This is a genomic window from Dyadobacter sp. 3J3, from assembly GCF_009801115.1.
In the GTDB taxonomy this organism is placed as follows: Bacteria; Bacteroidota; Bacteroidia; order Cytophagales; family Spirosomataceae; genus Dyadobacter.
On record NZ_VTOL01000006.1, the window covers coordinates 416,619 to 432,871 of the forward strand.

General features: G+C 38.8%; 12 protein-coding genes. 5 read left to right on the forward strand and 7 right to left on the reverse strand.

All coding sequences use genetic code 11. The annotated features are described in order from the left end of the window. Window positions 1–142: 142 nt before the first annotated feature. Entirely contained in the window at window positions 143–1,780 is a 1,638-nt protein-coding gene (locus FZF08_RS15700) for an ABC-F family ATP-binding cassette domain-containing protein (protein ID WP_159470356.1), read from the forward strand. Between the two features lie 102 nt (window positions 1,781–1,882). Here FZF08_RS15700 and FZF08_RS15705 read toward each other — a convergent pair whose 3' ends face one another. The 3 genes from FZF08_RS15705 to FZF08_RS15715 are packed head-to-tail and all read right to left on the reverse strand — an operon-like array spanning window position 1,883 to window position 3,490. Next, complete coding sequence (locus FZF08_RS15705; protein ID WP_159470358.1) at window positions 1,883–2,320, reverse strand: response regulator; 438 nt, start codon at window positions 2,318–2,320, stop codon at window positions 1,883–1,885. Window positions 2,321–2,357: 37 nt separating this feature from the next. Then, window positions 2,358–2,618 carry an ATP-binding protein gene (locus FZF08_RS15710; protein ID WP_310590598.1) on the reverse strand — a complete coding sequence of 87 codons (261 nt, stop codon included), beginning with the start codon at window positions 2,616–2,618 and terminating at the stop codon, window positions 2,358–2,360. After that, entirely contained in the window at window positions 2,615–3,490 is an 876-nt protein-coding gene (locus FZF08_RS15715) for a PAS domain S-box protein (RefSeq protein WP_159470364.1), read from the reverse strand. The genes FZF08_RS15710 and FZF08_RS15715 overlap by 4 nt, the downstream gene beginning before the upstream one ends. A gap of 917 nt (window positions 3,491–4,407) precedes the next feature. Between FZF08_RS15715 and FZF08_RS15720 the strand changes: the two genes are divergently transcribed. Together FZF08_RS15720 and FZF08_RS15725 are read left to right on the forward strand one after the other, a co-directional pair. Then, window positions 4,408–5,013 (forward strand): NADPH-dependent F420 reductase, encoded by a 606-nt coding sequence (locus FZF08_RS15720; protein WP_200837101.1) that lies wholly within the window; start codon window positions 4,408–4,410, stop codon window positions 5,011–5,013. Between the two features lie 127 nt (window positions 5,014–5,140). Continuing rightward, window positions 5,141–6,172 carry a lipid A deacylase LpxR family protein gene (locus tag FZF08_RS15725; RefSeq protein ID WP_159470367.1) on the forward strand — a complete coding sequence of 344 codons (1,032 nt, stop codon included), beginning with the start codon at window positions 5,141–5,143 and terminating at the stop codon, window positions 6,170–6,172. Window positions 6,173–6,873: 701 nt separating this feature from the next. Here FZF08_RS15725 and FZF08_RS15730 read toward each other — a convergent pair. From FZF08_RS15730 to FZF08_RS15740, 3 genes are read right to left on the reverse strand one after another with little or no spacing between them, the layout of a single operon-like run. Continuing rightward, on the reverse strand, window positions 6,874–8,310 hold the full coding sequence (locus FZF08_RS15730; protein ID WP_159470370.1) for a porin: 1,437 nt from the start codon (window positions 8,308–8,310) through the stop codon (window positions 6,874–6,876). Window positions 8,311–8,358: 48 nt separating this feature from the next. Then, window positions 8,359–9,600, reverse strand: a complete 1,242-nt coding sequence (locus tag FZF08_RS15735) for an MFS transporter (RefSeq protein ID WP_200837102.1) — start codon at window positions 9,598–9,600, stop codon at window positions 8,359–8,361. Between the two features lie 22 nt (window positions 9,601–9,622). Beyond that, window positions 9,623–11,362 carry a thiamine pyrophosphate-dependent enzyme gene (locus FZF08_RS15740; RefSeq protein ID WP_159470373.1) on the reverse strand — a complete coding sequence of 580 codons (1,740 nt, stop codon included), beginning with the start codon at window positions 11,360–11,362 and terminating at the stop codon, window positions 9,623–9,625. A gap of 682 nt (window positions 11,363–12,044) precedes the next feature. Here FZF08_RS15740 and FZF08_RS15745 point away from each other — a divergent pair. Together FZF08_RS15745 and FZF08_RS15750 are read left to right on the forward strand one after the other, a co-directional pair. Further along, window positions 12,045–13,043: an alpha/beta hydrolase gene (locus FZF08_RS15745; RefSeq protein WP_159470477.1), complete on the forward strand. Its 999-nt coding sequence runs from the start codon at window positions 12,045–12,047 to the stop codon at window positions 13,041–13,043. Window positions 13,044–13,123: 80 nt separating this feature from the next. Beyond that, a complete protein-coding gene (locus tag FZF08_RS15750; protein WP_159470375.1) occupies window positions 13,124–13,690 on the forward strand; it encodes a DUF417 family protein in 567 nt (188 codons plus the stop codon). Between the two features lie 152 nt (window positions 13,691–13,842). Here the strand turns inward: FZF08_RS15750 and FZF08_RS15755 are convergent, their stop codons facing one another. Continuing rightward, window positions 13,843–16,098 carry a sensor histidine kinase gene (locus tag FZF08_RS15755; RefSeq protein ID WP_159470377.1) on the reverse strand — a complete coding sequence of 752 codons (2,256 nt, stop codon included), beginning with the start codon at window positions 16,096–16,098 and terminating at the stop codon, window positions 13,843–13,845. Window positions 16,099–16,253: the final 155 nt, after the last annotated feature.

Below are 16,253 nucleotides of genomic sequence, written 5' to 3' on the forward strand. Positions count from 1 at the left end.
TGCGATCTTTCATTGTAGATGAGCTCAAAACATCCTGTAAATTTGTATTTAAAAGGTTGAAAAGCATAGAAAGATCAAAAGCTAAATTTTTTGTTTCTTTCAATCATATAATCGTAGCTTTGCGGCTTCAAAAAATCCGAAGATGATCACAATTGAAAATTTGGCCGTTGAATTTAGCGGTTCTGTCCTTTTTAGCGAAGTTTCCTTCGTTATTAATCCTACTGATAAAATTGCCCTGATGGGTAAAAATGGAGCGGGGAAATCCACAATGATGAAAATTATTGCTGGTGAACAAAAGGCCAATCGTGGCCATGTACGTGCACCGAAGGACGCCGTTATCGCTTATTTGCCACAACATTTACTTACCGAAGATAACTGTACCGTTTTCGAAGAAGCAGCTAAAGCATTCAGGCAGGTTTTGGAAATGCGTACCGAAATGGAAAAACTTAATCTTGCGCTCGAAACGCGTACAGATTACGACAGCGATGAATATATGGCCATCATCGAACAGGTTACCGAACTGGGCGAAAAATATTACCAACTGGAAGAAGTTAATTATGACGCGGAGGTTGAGAAAGCCCTGAAAGGATTAGGATTCAGGCCGGAAGATTTTCACAGACAAACCAAGGAATTCAGTGGAGGGTGGCGTATGCGTATTGAGCTAGCCAAAATATTATTGCAAAAGCCAGACCTTATTTTGCTCGATGAGCCTACAAACCATATTGACATTGAGTCCGTGATGTGGTTGGAAGATTTTTTAGTCAATAAGGCCAATGCAGTAATGGTTATTTCCCACGACCGTGCCTTCATTGACAACATTACCAACCGTACCGTTGAAGTAACCATGGGGCGGATTTTTGATTATAAAGCCAACTATTCGCATTATTTGCAATTGCGTGAGGAGCGCAGGTCACATCAGGTGAAGGCATACCAGGAACAGCAGAAAATGATTGCTGATAATATGCAGTTTATTGAGCGCTTCCGGGGTACTTATTCCAAAACCAATCAGGTTTCCTCCCGCGAACGCATGCTGGAAAAACTTGAAATTATTGAAATTGATGAAATTGATAATTCTTCCCTTAAACTTCGTTTTCCACCCTCGCCACGGTCGGGGGATTATCCCGTTACTGTAAAGGATGTTTCGAAATCCTATGGAGATCAGGTTGTGTTTAAAAATGCAAGCATGACTATTTCAAGAGGGGAGAAGGTATCTTTTGTGGGCCGGAATGGTGAAGGTAAATCAACGATGATTAAGGCTATCATGGGCCAGATAGCGGTGGAAGGAACTTGCCAGCTAGGGCATAATATTAAGGTTGGCTATTTTGCACAAAACCAGGCATCTTTACTAGATCCGAATCTGACAATTTTTCAGACGGTGGACGAGGTAGCAGAAGGAGAGGTAAGAACCCAGATCAAAAATATTTTGGGAGCCTTTATGTTTCAAGGAGAAGATATCGACAAAAAAGTAAGTGTTTTGTCGGGTGGAGAAAAAACGCGGCTTGCTATGGTGAAGTTGCTCCTGGAACCTGTAAACTTGTTGATCCTTGATGAGCCGACAAACCATCTGGATTTAAAGTCAAAGGATGTTTTGAAAGAAGCCCTTAGAAACTTTGATGGTACGTTGGTGTTAGTCTCTCATGATCGTGATTTTTTACAAGGTCTGTCCCAAAAAGTATTTGAATTCAAAGACAAACGTGTAATCGAACATTTCGAAACGATTGATGCTTTTCTGGAACGTAACCGGATAAAAAGTATAGCAGATCTTCAGCTTGCCAAGTAGATCCTGATATTGCCTGACAATCTGAATTTTACAGATAGTCAGGCAATATCAGTTTGTTGTTCGCAGGATAGGTATACGAACCTGGGCCAACTGTGCTGTAATTCACATTTTACCGGAAACTACCTGGCAGGTTTTGCTTAGATAGTCAGTTGTGAGTGGTTTGGAAAAAAAACCGCTCACCATATCATGTTCTTCGGCTCTTTTGATATCTGCTGGATCAATGGAGGAAGAGATAATGAAAATTTTGAAATGTGCAGGATAAGTAAAATTTGTTGCTTTGAGCGCTTCTAAAAACTCCCATCCATTCATTCTGGGCATGTTGATGTCCAGTAATACCAATGTGTTCAGCCGGTCTTCTGAATCTTGATTCAACCGGGCAATGAAGTCCAATGCCACTTCGGGATCCGTATAAACATTCAGCTGTGCATCTTTGGTAAACCTGTTAATGACAAACTTTGAAACAAGGTTATTTATTTTGTCATCATCGATAACGATGAATCTTTGATATGCGCACACAGCGGTGCTGGCTTCTAACATCATAACGTCGAGAATATAAAACAAGAATTATTTTAAGCGTTTAATTTTTAATAACTTTCTGATCAAAATAAAGTTTGAAAGTCGTTCCGGTACCTACCGTACTTTCTAATTCTATTATACCGTTCATGGCCTCGATCTGTGTTTTGGTTATATACAAACCAAGTCCGCGGGAATCATTATTTTTATGGAATGTTTTAGACATACCAAAGAGCTGGTCTTTGTATTTTTCAGTATCAATACCCAATCCGTTGTCCTGAAAAGTCAAAATAATATATTGCTCGTGTTTTTCAAGACTGATTATATTTGCAGGGCCCGATCAGCTGATTTGTATTTAACTGCGTTTGTGATCAGGTTCAGCATAATACTTTCAAAATACGCAGGGTTGGTTTGCATCACCTCGTCCTTTTCGAATCTGTATTCAATCTCGGTACCTGCTTTGTTAAGTAGTATTTGTATACTTTGTACGATCCGGTTAATCTGTTCAAAAACATTAATCTCAACAATCGGAAGGCTTGTATGCGCCTGTATGGATATGATTTCGTTAAGGTTACTTAAAATTTCATTCAGACTTGTTGTACTTTCCTGAATCAAACCCAAGGCCATCTCATGATTTGCCAGCTCCTGACTGATGTTTAAAATCCCAAGGATATTCGCTACATGGGAGCGGATATTATGCGAGATAATATAAGTAAAGTTCACCAGGCGTTTGTTCTGTTCAGCGGCCACATCAACCATGTTACGCAATTCCTCCTGTTTCAGGATCAGCGGCGTGATGTCATGACCTAAACAAAGAAATTCTACCGGGTTGCCAGACTCGTCTTTCAGAATCTTAAACTCCCACTGCGTAAAAAGAACCCCATTGGGAACTGGTTTTCTAAGTATTACCCAGTGTGATTGATCAGGTTCAGCAAAACAAAGTGCCACTGTTTCAATACAAATGGTGTGATCTTCCGGCATTATCAGGGACAGAGAATTTTTCCCAAGATATTCCTCGGGAGTAACACTAAGCATTTTGCAGAAAAAAGGATTTAAATAGGAATAATTACCTTCCAAATCTGTTTTGATAATGTAAAACGAGTTATTTTCAATTATCGACCTGAAATAAGCATCGTCATTTTGAGAGTGTTTGTTATTGCCAGAATTCTCTAAATCCAAAATGTCCTTTTCAATCATCTTTCTTTTATAAATAATTTAACGCTGAACTTTACTGAAATACGAGCAAAATCTGAAATATCAAATAAAAAACTGTGTAGTATAGTGCGGTAATAAGGGCTTATTCCAAAATCAGACCACTTGTTTCCAAGATTTTGAGGTTACAGATTCTCAGTCAAAAATTATCAGACTTATCTTACTCTTCCACAAACAATAACCAGGAAAAAAATATTTGCTGCTTAAACATGCGGTGTTTTTTAGGATTAATTGTTTTCTATAAAATATATTCAATAACAAGTTAAGATTAGATAGACAGAATTTCGCGATTTGTTGCAAATATTTATCACTCGCCTCTACCTATAAAACGAAACACGCTATTGACCTGATCTTTATTTTCAGTGTTATGCTCATTTCAGCCTGTTTTTATCCGACCTGATAAATTGAAAGTTGCATAAGGCCGGAATTGAAGCATACATGTCCAATATAAATTCTTGCACCTTGCGCAATAGCCTTTTACAAGTTTCTTAATTGCCTGTTAAAATTTTCATACTGGTTTGCATCAAGGACCCGAAGTCATTAGGAAACGTTTCCATGAAATATCAATCAGAAACCTTTATTTGGCAATTGATGAAAAGCAGTGGTAAAAGTAATTTTGATTTATAAATTTTCAGCATATCAGGGCATTTGGGTTCCAGGGCACTATATTCAAGTAAGGCGAATAACAGGAACTTTCCCATAGAAAAAATGGAAGGAAATAACAGTTTGTAAGTCTGACAAAAGGTAAAGTCATGCGGCGGATTACCGAAGTGCGTAAACCAATACACCACTTTCGTTAGTAAAATTTTCAGGGATGGAGCAGGTGTTACCTTTCAAATTTGAACTGGCAGCAATGGTCAATTAACATTTCCTTTCATTAATTACCCCAAAATTAAAAGATTATGGAAATTGGAATCATAGGGGCCGGCAGGGTGGCGAAAGCTTTCGCAAGGCAGCTGCTCAACACAGGCTACAAAGTTATGATCAGTAATAGCAGAGGGCCGCAGTCAATGCACTCACTGGTTAAGGATCTTGGCTCAGGGGTAAAAGCAGTAACAACACAGGAGGCTGCGCAGGCTAAAATGGTATTGCTTGCTGTCCAGTGGAATCATCTGCCGCTGGCTTTGTCCAATTTGCCTCCATGGGAGGGTCGGATTGTAATCGATGCCACTAACCCTTCCCTGACCTGTGAACCGTATGTTAACGCGGTAGATCTGGATGGAAGGACTTCAAGCGAATTTGTGGCTGAACTCGTTCCTGGTGCGCGGCTGGTAAAAGCTTTTAATACAGTTTACTATAAATTCCTGGAAAGCTACCAGCAGGAAAATCACGGCAGACGTGTCATATTCATCTCGGGTGATGATCGTTATGCAAAAAGGGAATGTTCGGAAGTGGTTAAAAGAATTGGTTTCATGCCAGTTGATCTGGGGAACCTGGTCAATGGCGGAAGGATGCAGCAACTGGGAGGGCCGCTTGCCAACTTAAATCTGTTGCATTTACACAAATAAACATGTCTTTAAGTTTTTATGGCTTAGCCAGTTGCATATTAAATAATCCCCCTGGAATAACACACGCCGAAGTGTGTTGTCAGACCAGCTTATACGTTGGCTTTCTCTTCTATTACCATTTATCTGAATGGCAATTATCGAAAACTTTGACTTTACGGTTATGGAAAAAGTTTTATTCTTTCTATTCTTTATTCTTCAACTGCTTCTTACAGCTCGTGCGCAGCAAGCAGAGCCTGCTAAACTTTTCAGGTTTTATGAAGACAATGACTTCTTAAACATTCGTGGACACGGTACAGACAAGGCTTATACTAATGGGGTAAGGCTTGATCTGTTTTACCAAAGAAAACGACCTTCCCGGCTCTTTATTGATCATATGATGCCCAAAGCCGGAAACAACAGCATTGATACGTATGGCTGGTCTGTTATGCAAATGATGGTGACACCGAGCAATCTGACGATTCCGGATTATCAATCAAATGATTATCCTTATTCAGGCGCACTTTTTGTTACCCATTCTTTGTCATCCTATAACAAAACGAAAAAATATAATTTCCAGACAGAACTTGTAGCGGGCATTCGTGGTCCTGCATCTTTTGCCCGACAAACCCAGGTTTGGATCCACCATCTCATACACGATGAACGACCGATGGGCTGGCAAAACCAGTGTACCACAAAATTCTTGTTAAATGCCAACTTTGTAACTGAAAAGAGCCTGGTAGCTTTTAAACAGGTTATAGAAGTAATTGGCGGTGCACAAATTACTGCTGGTACCATGACCAATTCAATGACTATATATCCCTTAATCCGGATCGGAAAGATGAGTCCTTATTTTAATGGTTTCCTGAGCCAGTTCAGCACTTCTTCAAGGGATCAAAAACATAAAAAATTACAGTTTTATTTTATTGCTAAACCCAAGTTTACTTTCCTGGCCACGAATGCCATCATGCATGGAGGCATTCAGAGATCCAGGCAAACGGGAGGGGTACCTGAGCCCGCCTCCAGTGCTGGCATTAACCATTTTTTGGCTGAGGTGGATTTTGGAACTGTGATTGCAACCAATAATTTCGGCATTTCATACACACAAAAGCCAACAACGGCATACAATAAAGGACTATACAGCCACAACGTTGGAAATATTTCTCTTTACTTTAAGTGGTAGAGGAAAATTACGGTTCAGTTTATAAACATGCAGTTCAGTTTCTATAAAGTGGCTTTGAAAGGCATAGGAAGTATTAAGTGAAATAGCCCTATTGTTAATCAGAGGTTAAGTCAAGTAACAGATACCCAGGGAAATTTAATCACTTCAAAAGACCGAAAGTCAAGGATGAAATCGAGATTGAAAAACTTTAAAGTTGCAGTCTAAAATATGGAGTGATGACAATGTTAAGAAATGGAATGCTGAAATAGTAAAACTTACCCTGCCAGGTTGAATATTGTGGAAATGTTTTTTCTTTTTCAGGAGAGAAAAATTAAAATCCCTCGTTGAGGAGTTGTAACAAAATTTCCGGAATACACTTTTGATATTTTACTCCCAATCGAAAGTCATAATAATGCAGCCAATCTTTTTGGGAATTTGCCCCATCAATAGAACCGGAGGCAATCAAAGTTCAGGATGAATTTATGCTCGAAGATGGACGAATTTTTCCTAAATCCATCTTAAAAGATGGACAAAAATATAGTATTAAAAATAACAGTATTCCAAAACTCTTAGCAGGAATAATAGTTGTTTTAACACCTTGATGTATCCAAATAAATAAGGATATATTATTTGGCAATAATTCCTGCAAAAATTTAAAAAAACATACGCCTGAACAACCCTGTATAATCAAACTTATCCAGTTAAATTACAACAGCTAATATTTACAAATTAACTTGCGTAGCAAGTATAAAAGTCCCTTTGGATGACTGCTGGCTGTTATTTTCAACGATTGGCCGGGTTTGATATTTAAAAGTTAATCTTGAGTGATGACCGTCTAAATATATATTGCCCCCTATACTCCAGTAATGAAATCTGGAATTTTCGTAACGTTCAAACTTTTGCAAGGCAAGTTCTCCAAAAGGTTGAAATCGGATTTGAGTAAAATGCTGCTTTGGTAAAAGCATTCCGATTTGGGTAAATAAAGTATTTCCACTTCCTGTTACCGGCGCCAGGTTCCCAAATCCTGCTTGTGATATTGGTCCCGTATAACCAGGTGCCGGCCCTACGTTGGCATTTATATTTGATTCATATCGAAGATACTTCGGACCAAAATCGTATTTGTAAAAGACACTATATCCTGTAAATGCCCAGTTTTTAACACCACCAAAAGGAATGTCAACAAAACAATCAGTGGACCATAGCAAAATATTGTGTCGGATTAATGATGCATTAGGGGCAGTAGAAGATGATGTGGCCGTTCCATTTTTAGTAAAATAGTATCCCATTCCAATGTTGAATACTTTTTTTGTACCCACATAAGTTCCTGTCGTATATGGTAACAAATGTGATTCTTTTTCAAAAAGCTGCCATGCCACGTATCCGGTGGTAGAAAGATTTCCTTTAGTATTGTTATCTACTGCATAAGAACTATCAGCCGTGCTTTTGTTAAAAACAGTATTAGGTGACAGCACTGTAAAGGGTTTATTAATGGCCCACCGGTAGGCAACAGGCCCTGCATTTCCTTTAAAATATATGCCAAGCTGCCTGGCGAACTGATCCGAATAGTCCGTGAGCGGCCAGTTGAAAAGCGGAACATCCAGGGCAAGATAAGTAGATGAGCTGGAGGTAGTCATACGGCTGATACCTATCCAGTAATGTAAACCAGTACCTACGTATAAAGAAAGTTTCCGGGGTTTGCCCGTTGTTTCATCAACATCTGGTAACACCATGTATTCGTTCCAAAGATCGTGAATATAAAGGGCCGGTTTTTTTCCAAGCGTGCCTGCAAAAGTACTACTTCCATTGCCTGTGTTGCCACCACCCGCTGATCCGCCTGTTGAAAAGGACTGATTATCAATTCCAATGTCGGCCAAAATTAAATAGTGTTTATTTAACTGACTATATGTAATAAGCCGGAATTGCCGGATGCTGAAATCGGTCCATCTCGTCTTTTTTACACCATTTATTGCTGTTCCGGGATTAGCATTCGATATTCTCGCCCAAAATGTAGCGTAAGTAATGAAGTTGATATACTTTTTACCTGAACTGTCTAATTTTATCTTCATTCCATCCTTGAATTCGTTTGAACCATTCTGGCTATACGTCGCGCTGGATGATAAGCAGATCATAATTGTAACTGTAAAAAAGGCCTTTTCCATAAAATTTTAGTTTTTGGATGTGATCTTGTGCGGTAACTTCAAAATCCATCATGCTTTTTTTTCATGCCCGGTTTCTTTTATTAAAAAGCTGGTACCGGCCGCAATCAAAAGGATAGTAAGAAAAAAGAAACCTGCACTTTTGAAATGTGCGCTATGATTGGTAGTAGTAGTCAATGTTTTTCCAATCCACGAAGAAAATAATGGGCCTAATAATGAAGTTACCCCAAACGTTATAAAATTAATACCCCCTGTGGCACTTCCCTTAACATTCTCAGGGTTAGCTTCTTTTATAATTGTGTAGGGTATCATAGCTGCTCCGGAAGCAGTGCCAAAAATAAACATTGAAACTACTGAGGGGAGGATTTGAGGCAACAAAAATAACTGTCCAAAACTAACAATCATAATGATGATACCACCTATCAAAACCGGTTTGCGTTTACCAATTTTATCTGTCAACCAACCCAGTAATGGACTGCCGAAGCACCATCCCAACGGAACCATAGAACAGATTAGTACGGCGTCATGGTAACTTACATTCCGGTCCTGCTGAAAGAAAGCTACCCCCCAGGTCATCGCAAAGATAGTAGTAGGGGCGAATAATAGTCCGGATATAATGCCGCTTAAATAGGATTGAGCATTGCTGAAAACGATTTTGTATGGAGCTAATAAACCGCCTTTGGAATGCTCACTATCTCGTTTGTTCTCAGAAGGTGTGATTGAGAATAGCAGTAACCCAATAAAAAAACAAATAACAGCAATTGTTGTCCAAAAAGATTTTAATGACAGACCATTCTGGATTAAAGGCCCGGATACAAATTGGCCGGCAAACCCTCCTAACATGCCCATGCTTTGTGTAAAACCTATTGCCGTGGCGATTTTTTTTGCCTGAAATCCATGTGAGGCCAGATAAACACACCCTGTGAACGCGAAGGCCGAACCAGCACCTTGCAAAAGTCTTCCCAAATCCCCAATAAAAACGTATGGAAAAGAAAATAAAAAACATCCGGTTGCCAGCATGGCTATGCCAAACGATATAGCATATTTCCCCCCAATTCTATCTAGTGCTATTCCTGAAATAAGGCTGGTAATGGCATAGGTATAATAGTATGTACCTAAAATTGAGCTTACTTTTAATTCGGTAATATGGTAGAAGTTGGAAAGCTCATGTATCATAACAGCCGGGGATGAGCGTATTGCATATTCCATAAAATAGAATATGCAACCAATTACCCATGCAATGATGAATGTATTTTTATCATTGTCTTTTCTAGATATGTTATCTGAAATCATCGCTTCATTTTTTTAACTAATCCTAATCCAAAATTTCAGGTAAGTGCTTGTAATTATCCTTAACAGTATCCAAAACTTCCTCGAAATTTCCTCCCAGTATCATTTTAGCCATTGAAGTTGCCATTCCTCCGGCCATCTTCATCGTGACTTTCGGAGGCATGGCCAGTGCCGTTGGATCGGTCATAACATTGACCAAAACCGGTCCGGAATGAGAGAATGCCTGCTTTAAGCCGGAATCAAGATCTTTGGGATCACTAATCGTAATTCCCATAATACCCATCGCTTCTGCCACTTTGGAAAATTCAGGATTAACCATATCAACCTGAAAGTCAGGTAGTCCGTCCAATTCCATTTCCAGTTTTACCATCCCTAATGAACGATTATTGTATACTATAATCTTGATCGGCAGCATGTATTGCTTAATCGTTGCCAGATCGCCCAGTAACATGGAAATTCCACCATCACCGCATAGGGCTACAACCTGCCTGTTTGGATATGCAAAAGAGGCTCCTATTGCGTGGGGCATTGCATTTGCCATGGAGCCATGCACAAATGAAGCAATCATACTCCGTTTCCCATTTGCAGTGATGTAACGGGCGCTCCAAACATTACACATACCCGTGTCACATGTGAAAATAGCATCGTCGGAAGCAATCGTGTCAATTAAAAATGTTAATGCTTCCGGATGTATTGCATTGAATTTGCCCCGGTCATTCACATATATAGAATGGTGCTCTTTAACTTTATTATATATATGCAGCTGAGCATCCAAAAAGCTTGTGTCCGTTTTATTGTTTAAAAGAGGTATAAGTGCCTTTAGAGAAGTTTTAATATCGCCAAATAAACCCATTTTCAGCTTAGCCCGTCTGCCAAGATTCTCAGGCTTTATATCTATTTGCACGATCGTTTTGCCTTTTGGATAAAAAGATGTGTATGGAAAATCGGTACCTAAAAGGATCAGTAAATCGCTTTCATGCATGCTATGATAGGCCGAAGGCAGTCCCAATAATCCCGTCATACCCACCTCGTAAGGATTGTCGTACTGAATTCCCATTTTTCCCCGAAAGGAATAGCCAACGGGAGACTTTAATAATTTTGCCAGTGCTAAAACTTCATCATGGGCATCAGCCGCACCAATACCACAAAATACACAAATTTTATTGTGGCGATTGATGAGACCTGCCAACTCATTAATTTCGTTTTCAGCGGGGCAAATATTTGCTTTGGCAAAATAGCACTGTTCCGCCGAGTCGATTGACACCGAAGGTTGTCCTGTTACGTCTCCGGGAAGTCCTAATACGGCCACACCTTTCTTCATTATTGCCGTCTGGATCGCCGCTTGTGCCATTCTTGGCACTTGAGCCGCAGTGTTTGCGACCTGGGTATAGAAACTACAATCATCAAAAAGTTTAGTAACATTCGTTTCCTGAAAATAGCCGCTGCCAAATTCCTTTGTAGCACAGGTAGAGGCAATCGCAAAAACAGGTGCAGCTGACCTGTGTGCATCATACAGTCCGTTTACCAGATGGACATGACCTGGGCCACTGCTTCCTGCACAGCAGGCAATACCGCTTAATTGAGCATCTGCGGAGGCTGCAAACGCTCCTGCTTCCTCATTTCTAACGTGTACCCACTGTAATTCAGGACGTTGACGCACTGCATCATTAAGTTCATTCAGGCTATCGCCGGTTACAGCATAGATCCTCTTGATATTTGCTTTTATGATCAAATCAACCAGTTGATCAGCAACTCTATTTCCCATTTTCTTACTGTTTTAGTTATGGTTTAATGATATTCATTTCGACTGCAAAATGACTTTCTGAAATGTGACTGATCTGAATTCTGATCAATTTCAATGATGCATGTTTCTTAAAACTCTCAATATATTAAAGCGCTCTACCCGAATTTTCATTGCCTGATGAGTTTCTTTATAAGCCTTAATTTTAGAATTTAAGCCTGTATAATGGTGTAAATAAGAATAATGCCATACATTTAATGTCCTGATTATCAGTATTTTATTTTTATATTTTGAAATAATTAATGGCGATATTTCAATTTTAAGCGAGGCTATCTTTATATTTCAATAGACCCGTCAGTAGCGTGGACAATTGTAAGCAAAAGGTATTTTTGATTACTGATATTATTCAAATTAAAAAATTAACAGGAGAAATCAACTGCTTACGTATATTGCTATACGCAGGTATGCAAGTAGTTATAAATGTGTATTAAGACCATATCCATATAAAGACAGATCGACATGAAAAAACGGGATTTCGTTATTCAAAAGGATTAATAAAAATATTAAGTTCCTATAAATCAGTACTTTATTTACTGGTATTGGATTTGTAATCTTGTTGACATATAAAACTAAACAAGTATTTACTATGGAGAATTTTCAAAATTTTATTTCAGTTGGAACACAGGGCTTATTTTTTTGCGCCCTAATGCTTTTTGGCGTTGGTATCACATCTTACAGTCAGGTTCAGGATTATGCTACCGACCCACATTTAAGCCCCAAAGTAAAAATATTTTTGAAAGGCCTGAATACCGGAGGTCCGGGCGTTGAGACCTTGTCACCCACGGATGCACAGATGGTTTTAGTTGATGCGCAGAAATCTGTAAAAGTTGATGTGTCAGGTATTGATGTTTCTGAAAAGACAATTTCTGCTGATGGATTTTCTATCAAGCTCAATATCGTAAGGCCAGCAGGAGTTAAAACTGTTCTTCCGGTGTTTATATTTATTCACGGCGGGGGATGGGTTCTTGGAGATTTTCCAACTCATGAGCGCATGGTAAGGGATCTTGTTGTGCTTTCGGGTTGTGCAGCCGTGTTTGTCAATTATACCAGGACACCAGAGGCTATTTTCCCTACTCAGATTAACCAAATTTACGCTGCTACAAAATGGGTGGCTGAAAATGGAAAGGAAATCAACGTAGATGGCAAAAGGCTCGCAGTAGTAGGAAATAGCGTTGGAGGTAATATGACCACCGTAACCGCATTAATGGCAAAGGCTCATAACGGCCCGGAAATTAAATTGCAAATTATGATGTGGCCCATTGTAGATTCAAGTTTTGACACAGAATCGTACAAGTTATTCGGAGACCAACGGTTTTTAACCACACCATTAATGAAATGGATGTATGATATGTACATTGCTGATCCCGAAAAAAGAAAAGACATATATGCATCACCGTTACAGGCAACAATTGAGCAATTACAGGGATTACCACCTGCATTAATTCAGGTAGCAGAAAATGATGTTCTACGCGACGGAGGAGAGGCGTATGGCAGAAAACTGGAACAGGCCGGTGTTACCACAACGACTGTCAGGTACAATGGTGTTATTCATGATTTTGGACTGTTAAATGGTCTGGCTGAAATTCCACAAACCAGGTCGTTATTTGTTCAGGCCGCCGCAGAGCTTCGTAAGTATTTAAAATGACTTCTTATTGCTCACGTATGTCTTAAAGGGAATATTTCGCTGACATCTTGAATAAAATTTAAACGTGCCAAAGTAATATCATGAAACATGCATTAGTAAATTTCATCAAGGACCTTGACCAATTGGGCAGGAGTTTGTTAAGGTTTAGTATCGTATTGGTTTTTCTATGGATTGGTTTCCTGAAATTTTTTAGTTACGAGGCGGATGGAATAGTTCCATTTGTAGCCAACAGTCCCTTCATGTCATTTTTCTATAGCCATCCGGACGAATACAAAAACTATCAAAATAAAGAAGGAGAATTATCAATTAAGAATCATCAATGGCATATTAAAAACAACACCTATGGTTTTTCACGGGGGCTGGGTGTATTTCTCATCATGGTAGCAGTTTTGGTATCTTTGCATAAAATATTCCCTTTTGCAAGTATGATTGGCAGTATTCTTGTTTTTATAATGACTATTGGAACACTATCTTTTTTGATTACAACACCTGAATCATGGGTTCCTGATCTGGGCGACCATCAATGGGGTTTTCCTTACTTATCAGGTAGGGGAAGGCTGGTTTTGAAGGACATTGTAATCCTTGCAGGCTCTGTTGTGACAATGTCGGAATCAGCCAGGCATTACATACATCTCAACAGGACATGAGGTCCTGCCTGATTTAAATGCTTTGAAAGTGCGGTTTACAGTATTTTCAGAGGCGCATAGATCAAAAGAGCTTTAAAGAAATCTGACGTCCTCTGATTTGACTTCCCGGCAATTGTGAGATAAACAATTGCCGGGAATTTTTTGGTGACAATCTAAATTGCCATAGCGTTTTCCAGCAAAGTATCTCTTTGGAAAACAACGGTAATTAAAGTTCCATTGCTGTTGTTAAAGGATATCTGCGCATTGATGTCCTCACTAAGTCCTTTGATTAATTTTAAACCAAGTGAATTTGCGGAGGGATGAGCACTTTCCAGGTTAATTCCAACGCCATTGTCGGCAAGTTCGAGAATAATATCATTATCGAATTGACTAAGCGCAATACTTATATTGCCTTTGGATTTACCTTGAAATGCATATTTAATTGAATTTGTTACAGCTTCGTTTATGATCAGGGCAACAGGTAAAGCCTGCGTTGGGCTTAGCTGTATTGGTTCAATATCTAAATCAAAATGGATCTTTCCCTTGGTTTGGAAACAATCAATAAGATATGGAATGAATTCGGCCAGATAGGAGGACATATCGACAGATTTTATATCCTCCGATTGATATAGCTTTTGGTGAATCAGTGATATAGTATAAATACGATGCTGACTTAATTCCAATGCCTTTAAAGCATCGTTTTCCAAATAAGCTGCCTGCGACTCTAATAAACAAATCACCATGTGCAGATTATTTTTCACCCGATGATGTACCTCTTTCAGAAGCCATTCTTTTTCAGTAAGTAAATGTTGCAGCTGCGCATTTTTATTCAAAATTAGCTCGTTGCTTTTTAATATGATCTGGTTGCTGTTTTGCTTGTCACGATACCCTTTATACGCAAGTGCTGATGTTATGGCAAACATTAACAATCCGAGTAGGATTAAATCTCTTTCCTTATTGACTTTTTGGAGTTTTAATTGTTGGACCTGACTTTGGCTGTAAAGTGATTTAATTTCATGTGCCTTGCGGCTGGATTCATATTTTACCTGCAATTCATCAAGCTGACGAACCTTGGTAGCCGTAAAAAGAGAGTCATTTATTTTTTTATGTAACTGGAAATGTTTTATTGCTGAAACGTAATTTCCTAATGCAGAATCTACCTGGAAAAGTTCAAAATTAATTTTTGCCTGCTGGATCGGCGGAAGAATTTGCGACGGATAAAACTCGATCTGTTTTAAGTAGTAACCAGCGTTTTTAAATCGTTTTGCCAAAATATAAAAGTGACCAATTGTATACGCTTCCTGTGCATAAAGGTGTCTATTTACGTGAGCTTTGTCGTCAAGTTCATAATAATAAAGCGACTTTAAAAAATAATCCTCCGCTGTTCCATACTTTTTAACTGCAGTATAATAATTGCCCATGGCCTGATTTAAATATATTCCGGCCTCCAGACTGTTTTTTGCTTTCAGCTGATGATCTTTCAAAAAGGTATAGGCGTATTTAAACTTTCTTTGTGCCAATAAGGCATCTACCGCATACAGTAAACTACAATAGTAAACCATATCTCCCGTTTTTACCTTTCCTTCGGTCAGGGTCTTGTTTGCAAAATATAAAGCGCGCTCACTTTGATTTAATTGAAGATATAGATGAGCCAATGAAACATATCGCCAATATTTGTCTGTTGCCTGTGAATTGGTAACTGCTGTATATTTAAGAGACAGAAGTCTGTACATGAGCTCCTTAGGTTGGTCGCCTCTTCTGTAATTGACTTCTGCCAGCATATCATATGGATACTGTAACTTATCAATTTTGAATTTTTTAAATTCTGCGACTACTTTAAATAATTCTTGTTCTGCTTGATCCAGCTTACCTTGCTGCATATGAATGTCAGCAATTCCCCGAAGGATATCGATTGCACTTTCGAGTTGGTTCGTTTCAAAAAATAATTTTCTGGCGCGCTCATGGTACCCAATAATTTCAATTAAAATGTCGGGGCGAGTTCTGTCAAAACCCATCTGTCTTGCATAAGTTTCTAACGTAACAGCTTCACGATACTTTTCACCGTTTTTTCGAAAATATTCAGTTACAGCTTTAAAGATTTCCGTGCTTTTCTGGTATTCCTTTTTCTCTAAATAATAACCCATCATCGAAGCCTTTGATCTGTTTTCCCAATCAGGCAAACCGAGCCTTTGACCGAGCAGATTTGCCATTTCAAAGTATTTAAACGCGCTATCCAGATCGTTCTGATATTCGTTCGGTTTTAACAAAAAATAGTTTCCCAGATCCAGTAGCGATATGATCCTTGCCGTGTCTGGTTTGGTTGTTTTAACTTTTCGCAACAATTCTTCGTAAGTAGCCGCAGTCTGATCCTGTGCATTACTTTTAAGAAATGCTAAAAAAAGAAAACAGATAGTTATGTATTTGTACATTGGATGGTACATTAAATCGTTCTATTCTGTATTTTTCACCTTTTCTAATATAGTTAATCTTTTAATTACCACCTAGTTGGTGAATAATTTTCTAGTAATCGGTAAGCCAGAATGCCTTTGTGATTTCTGATATCACACTTTATTTCTTTAAAGGA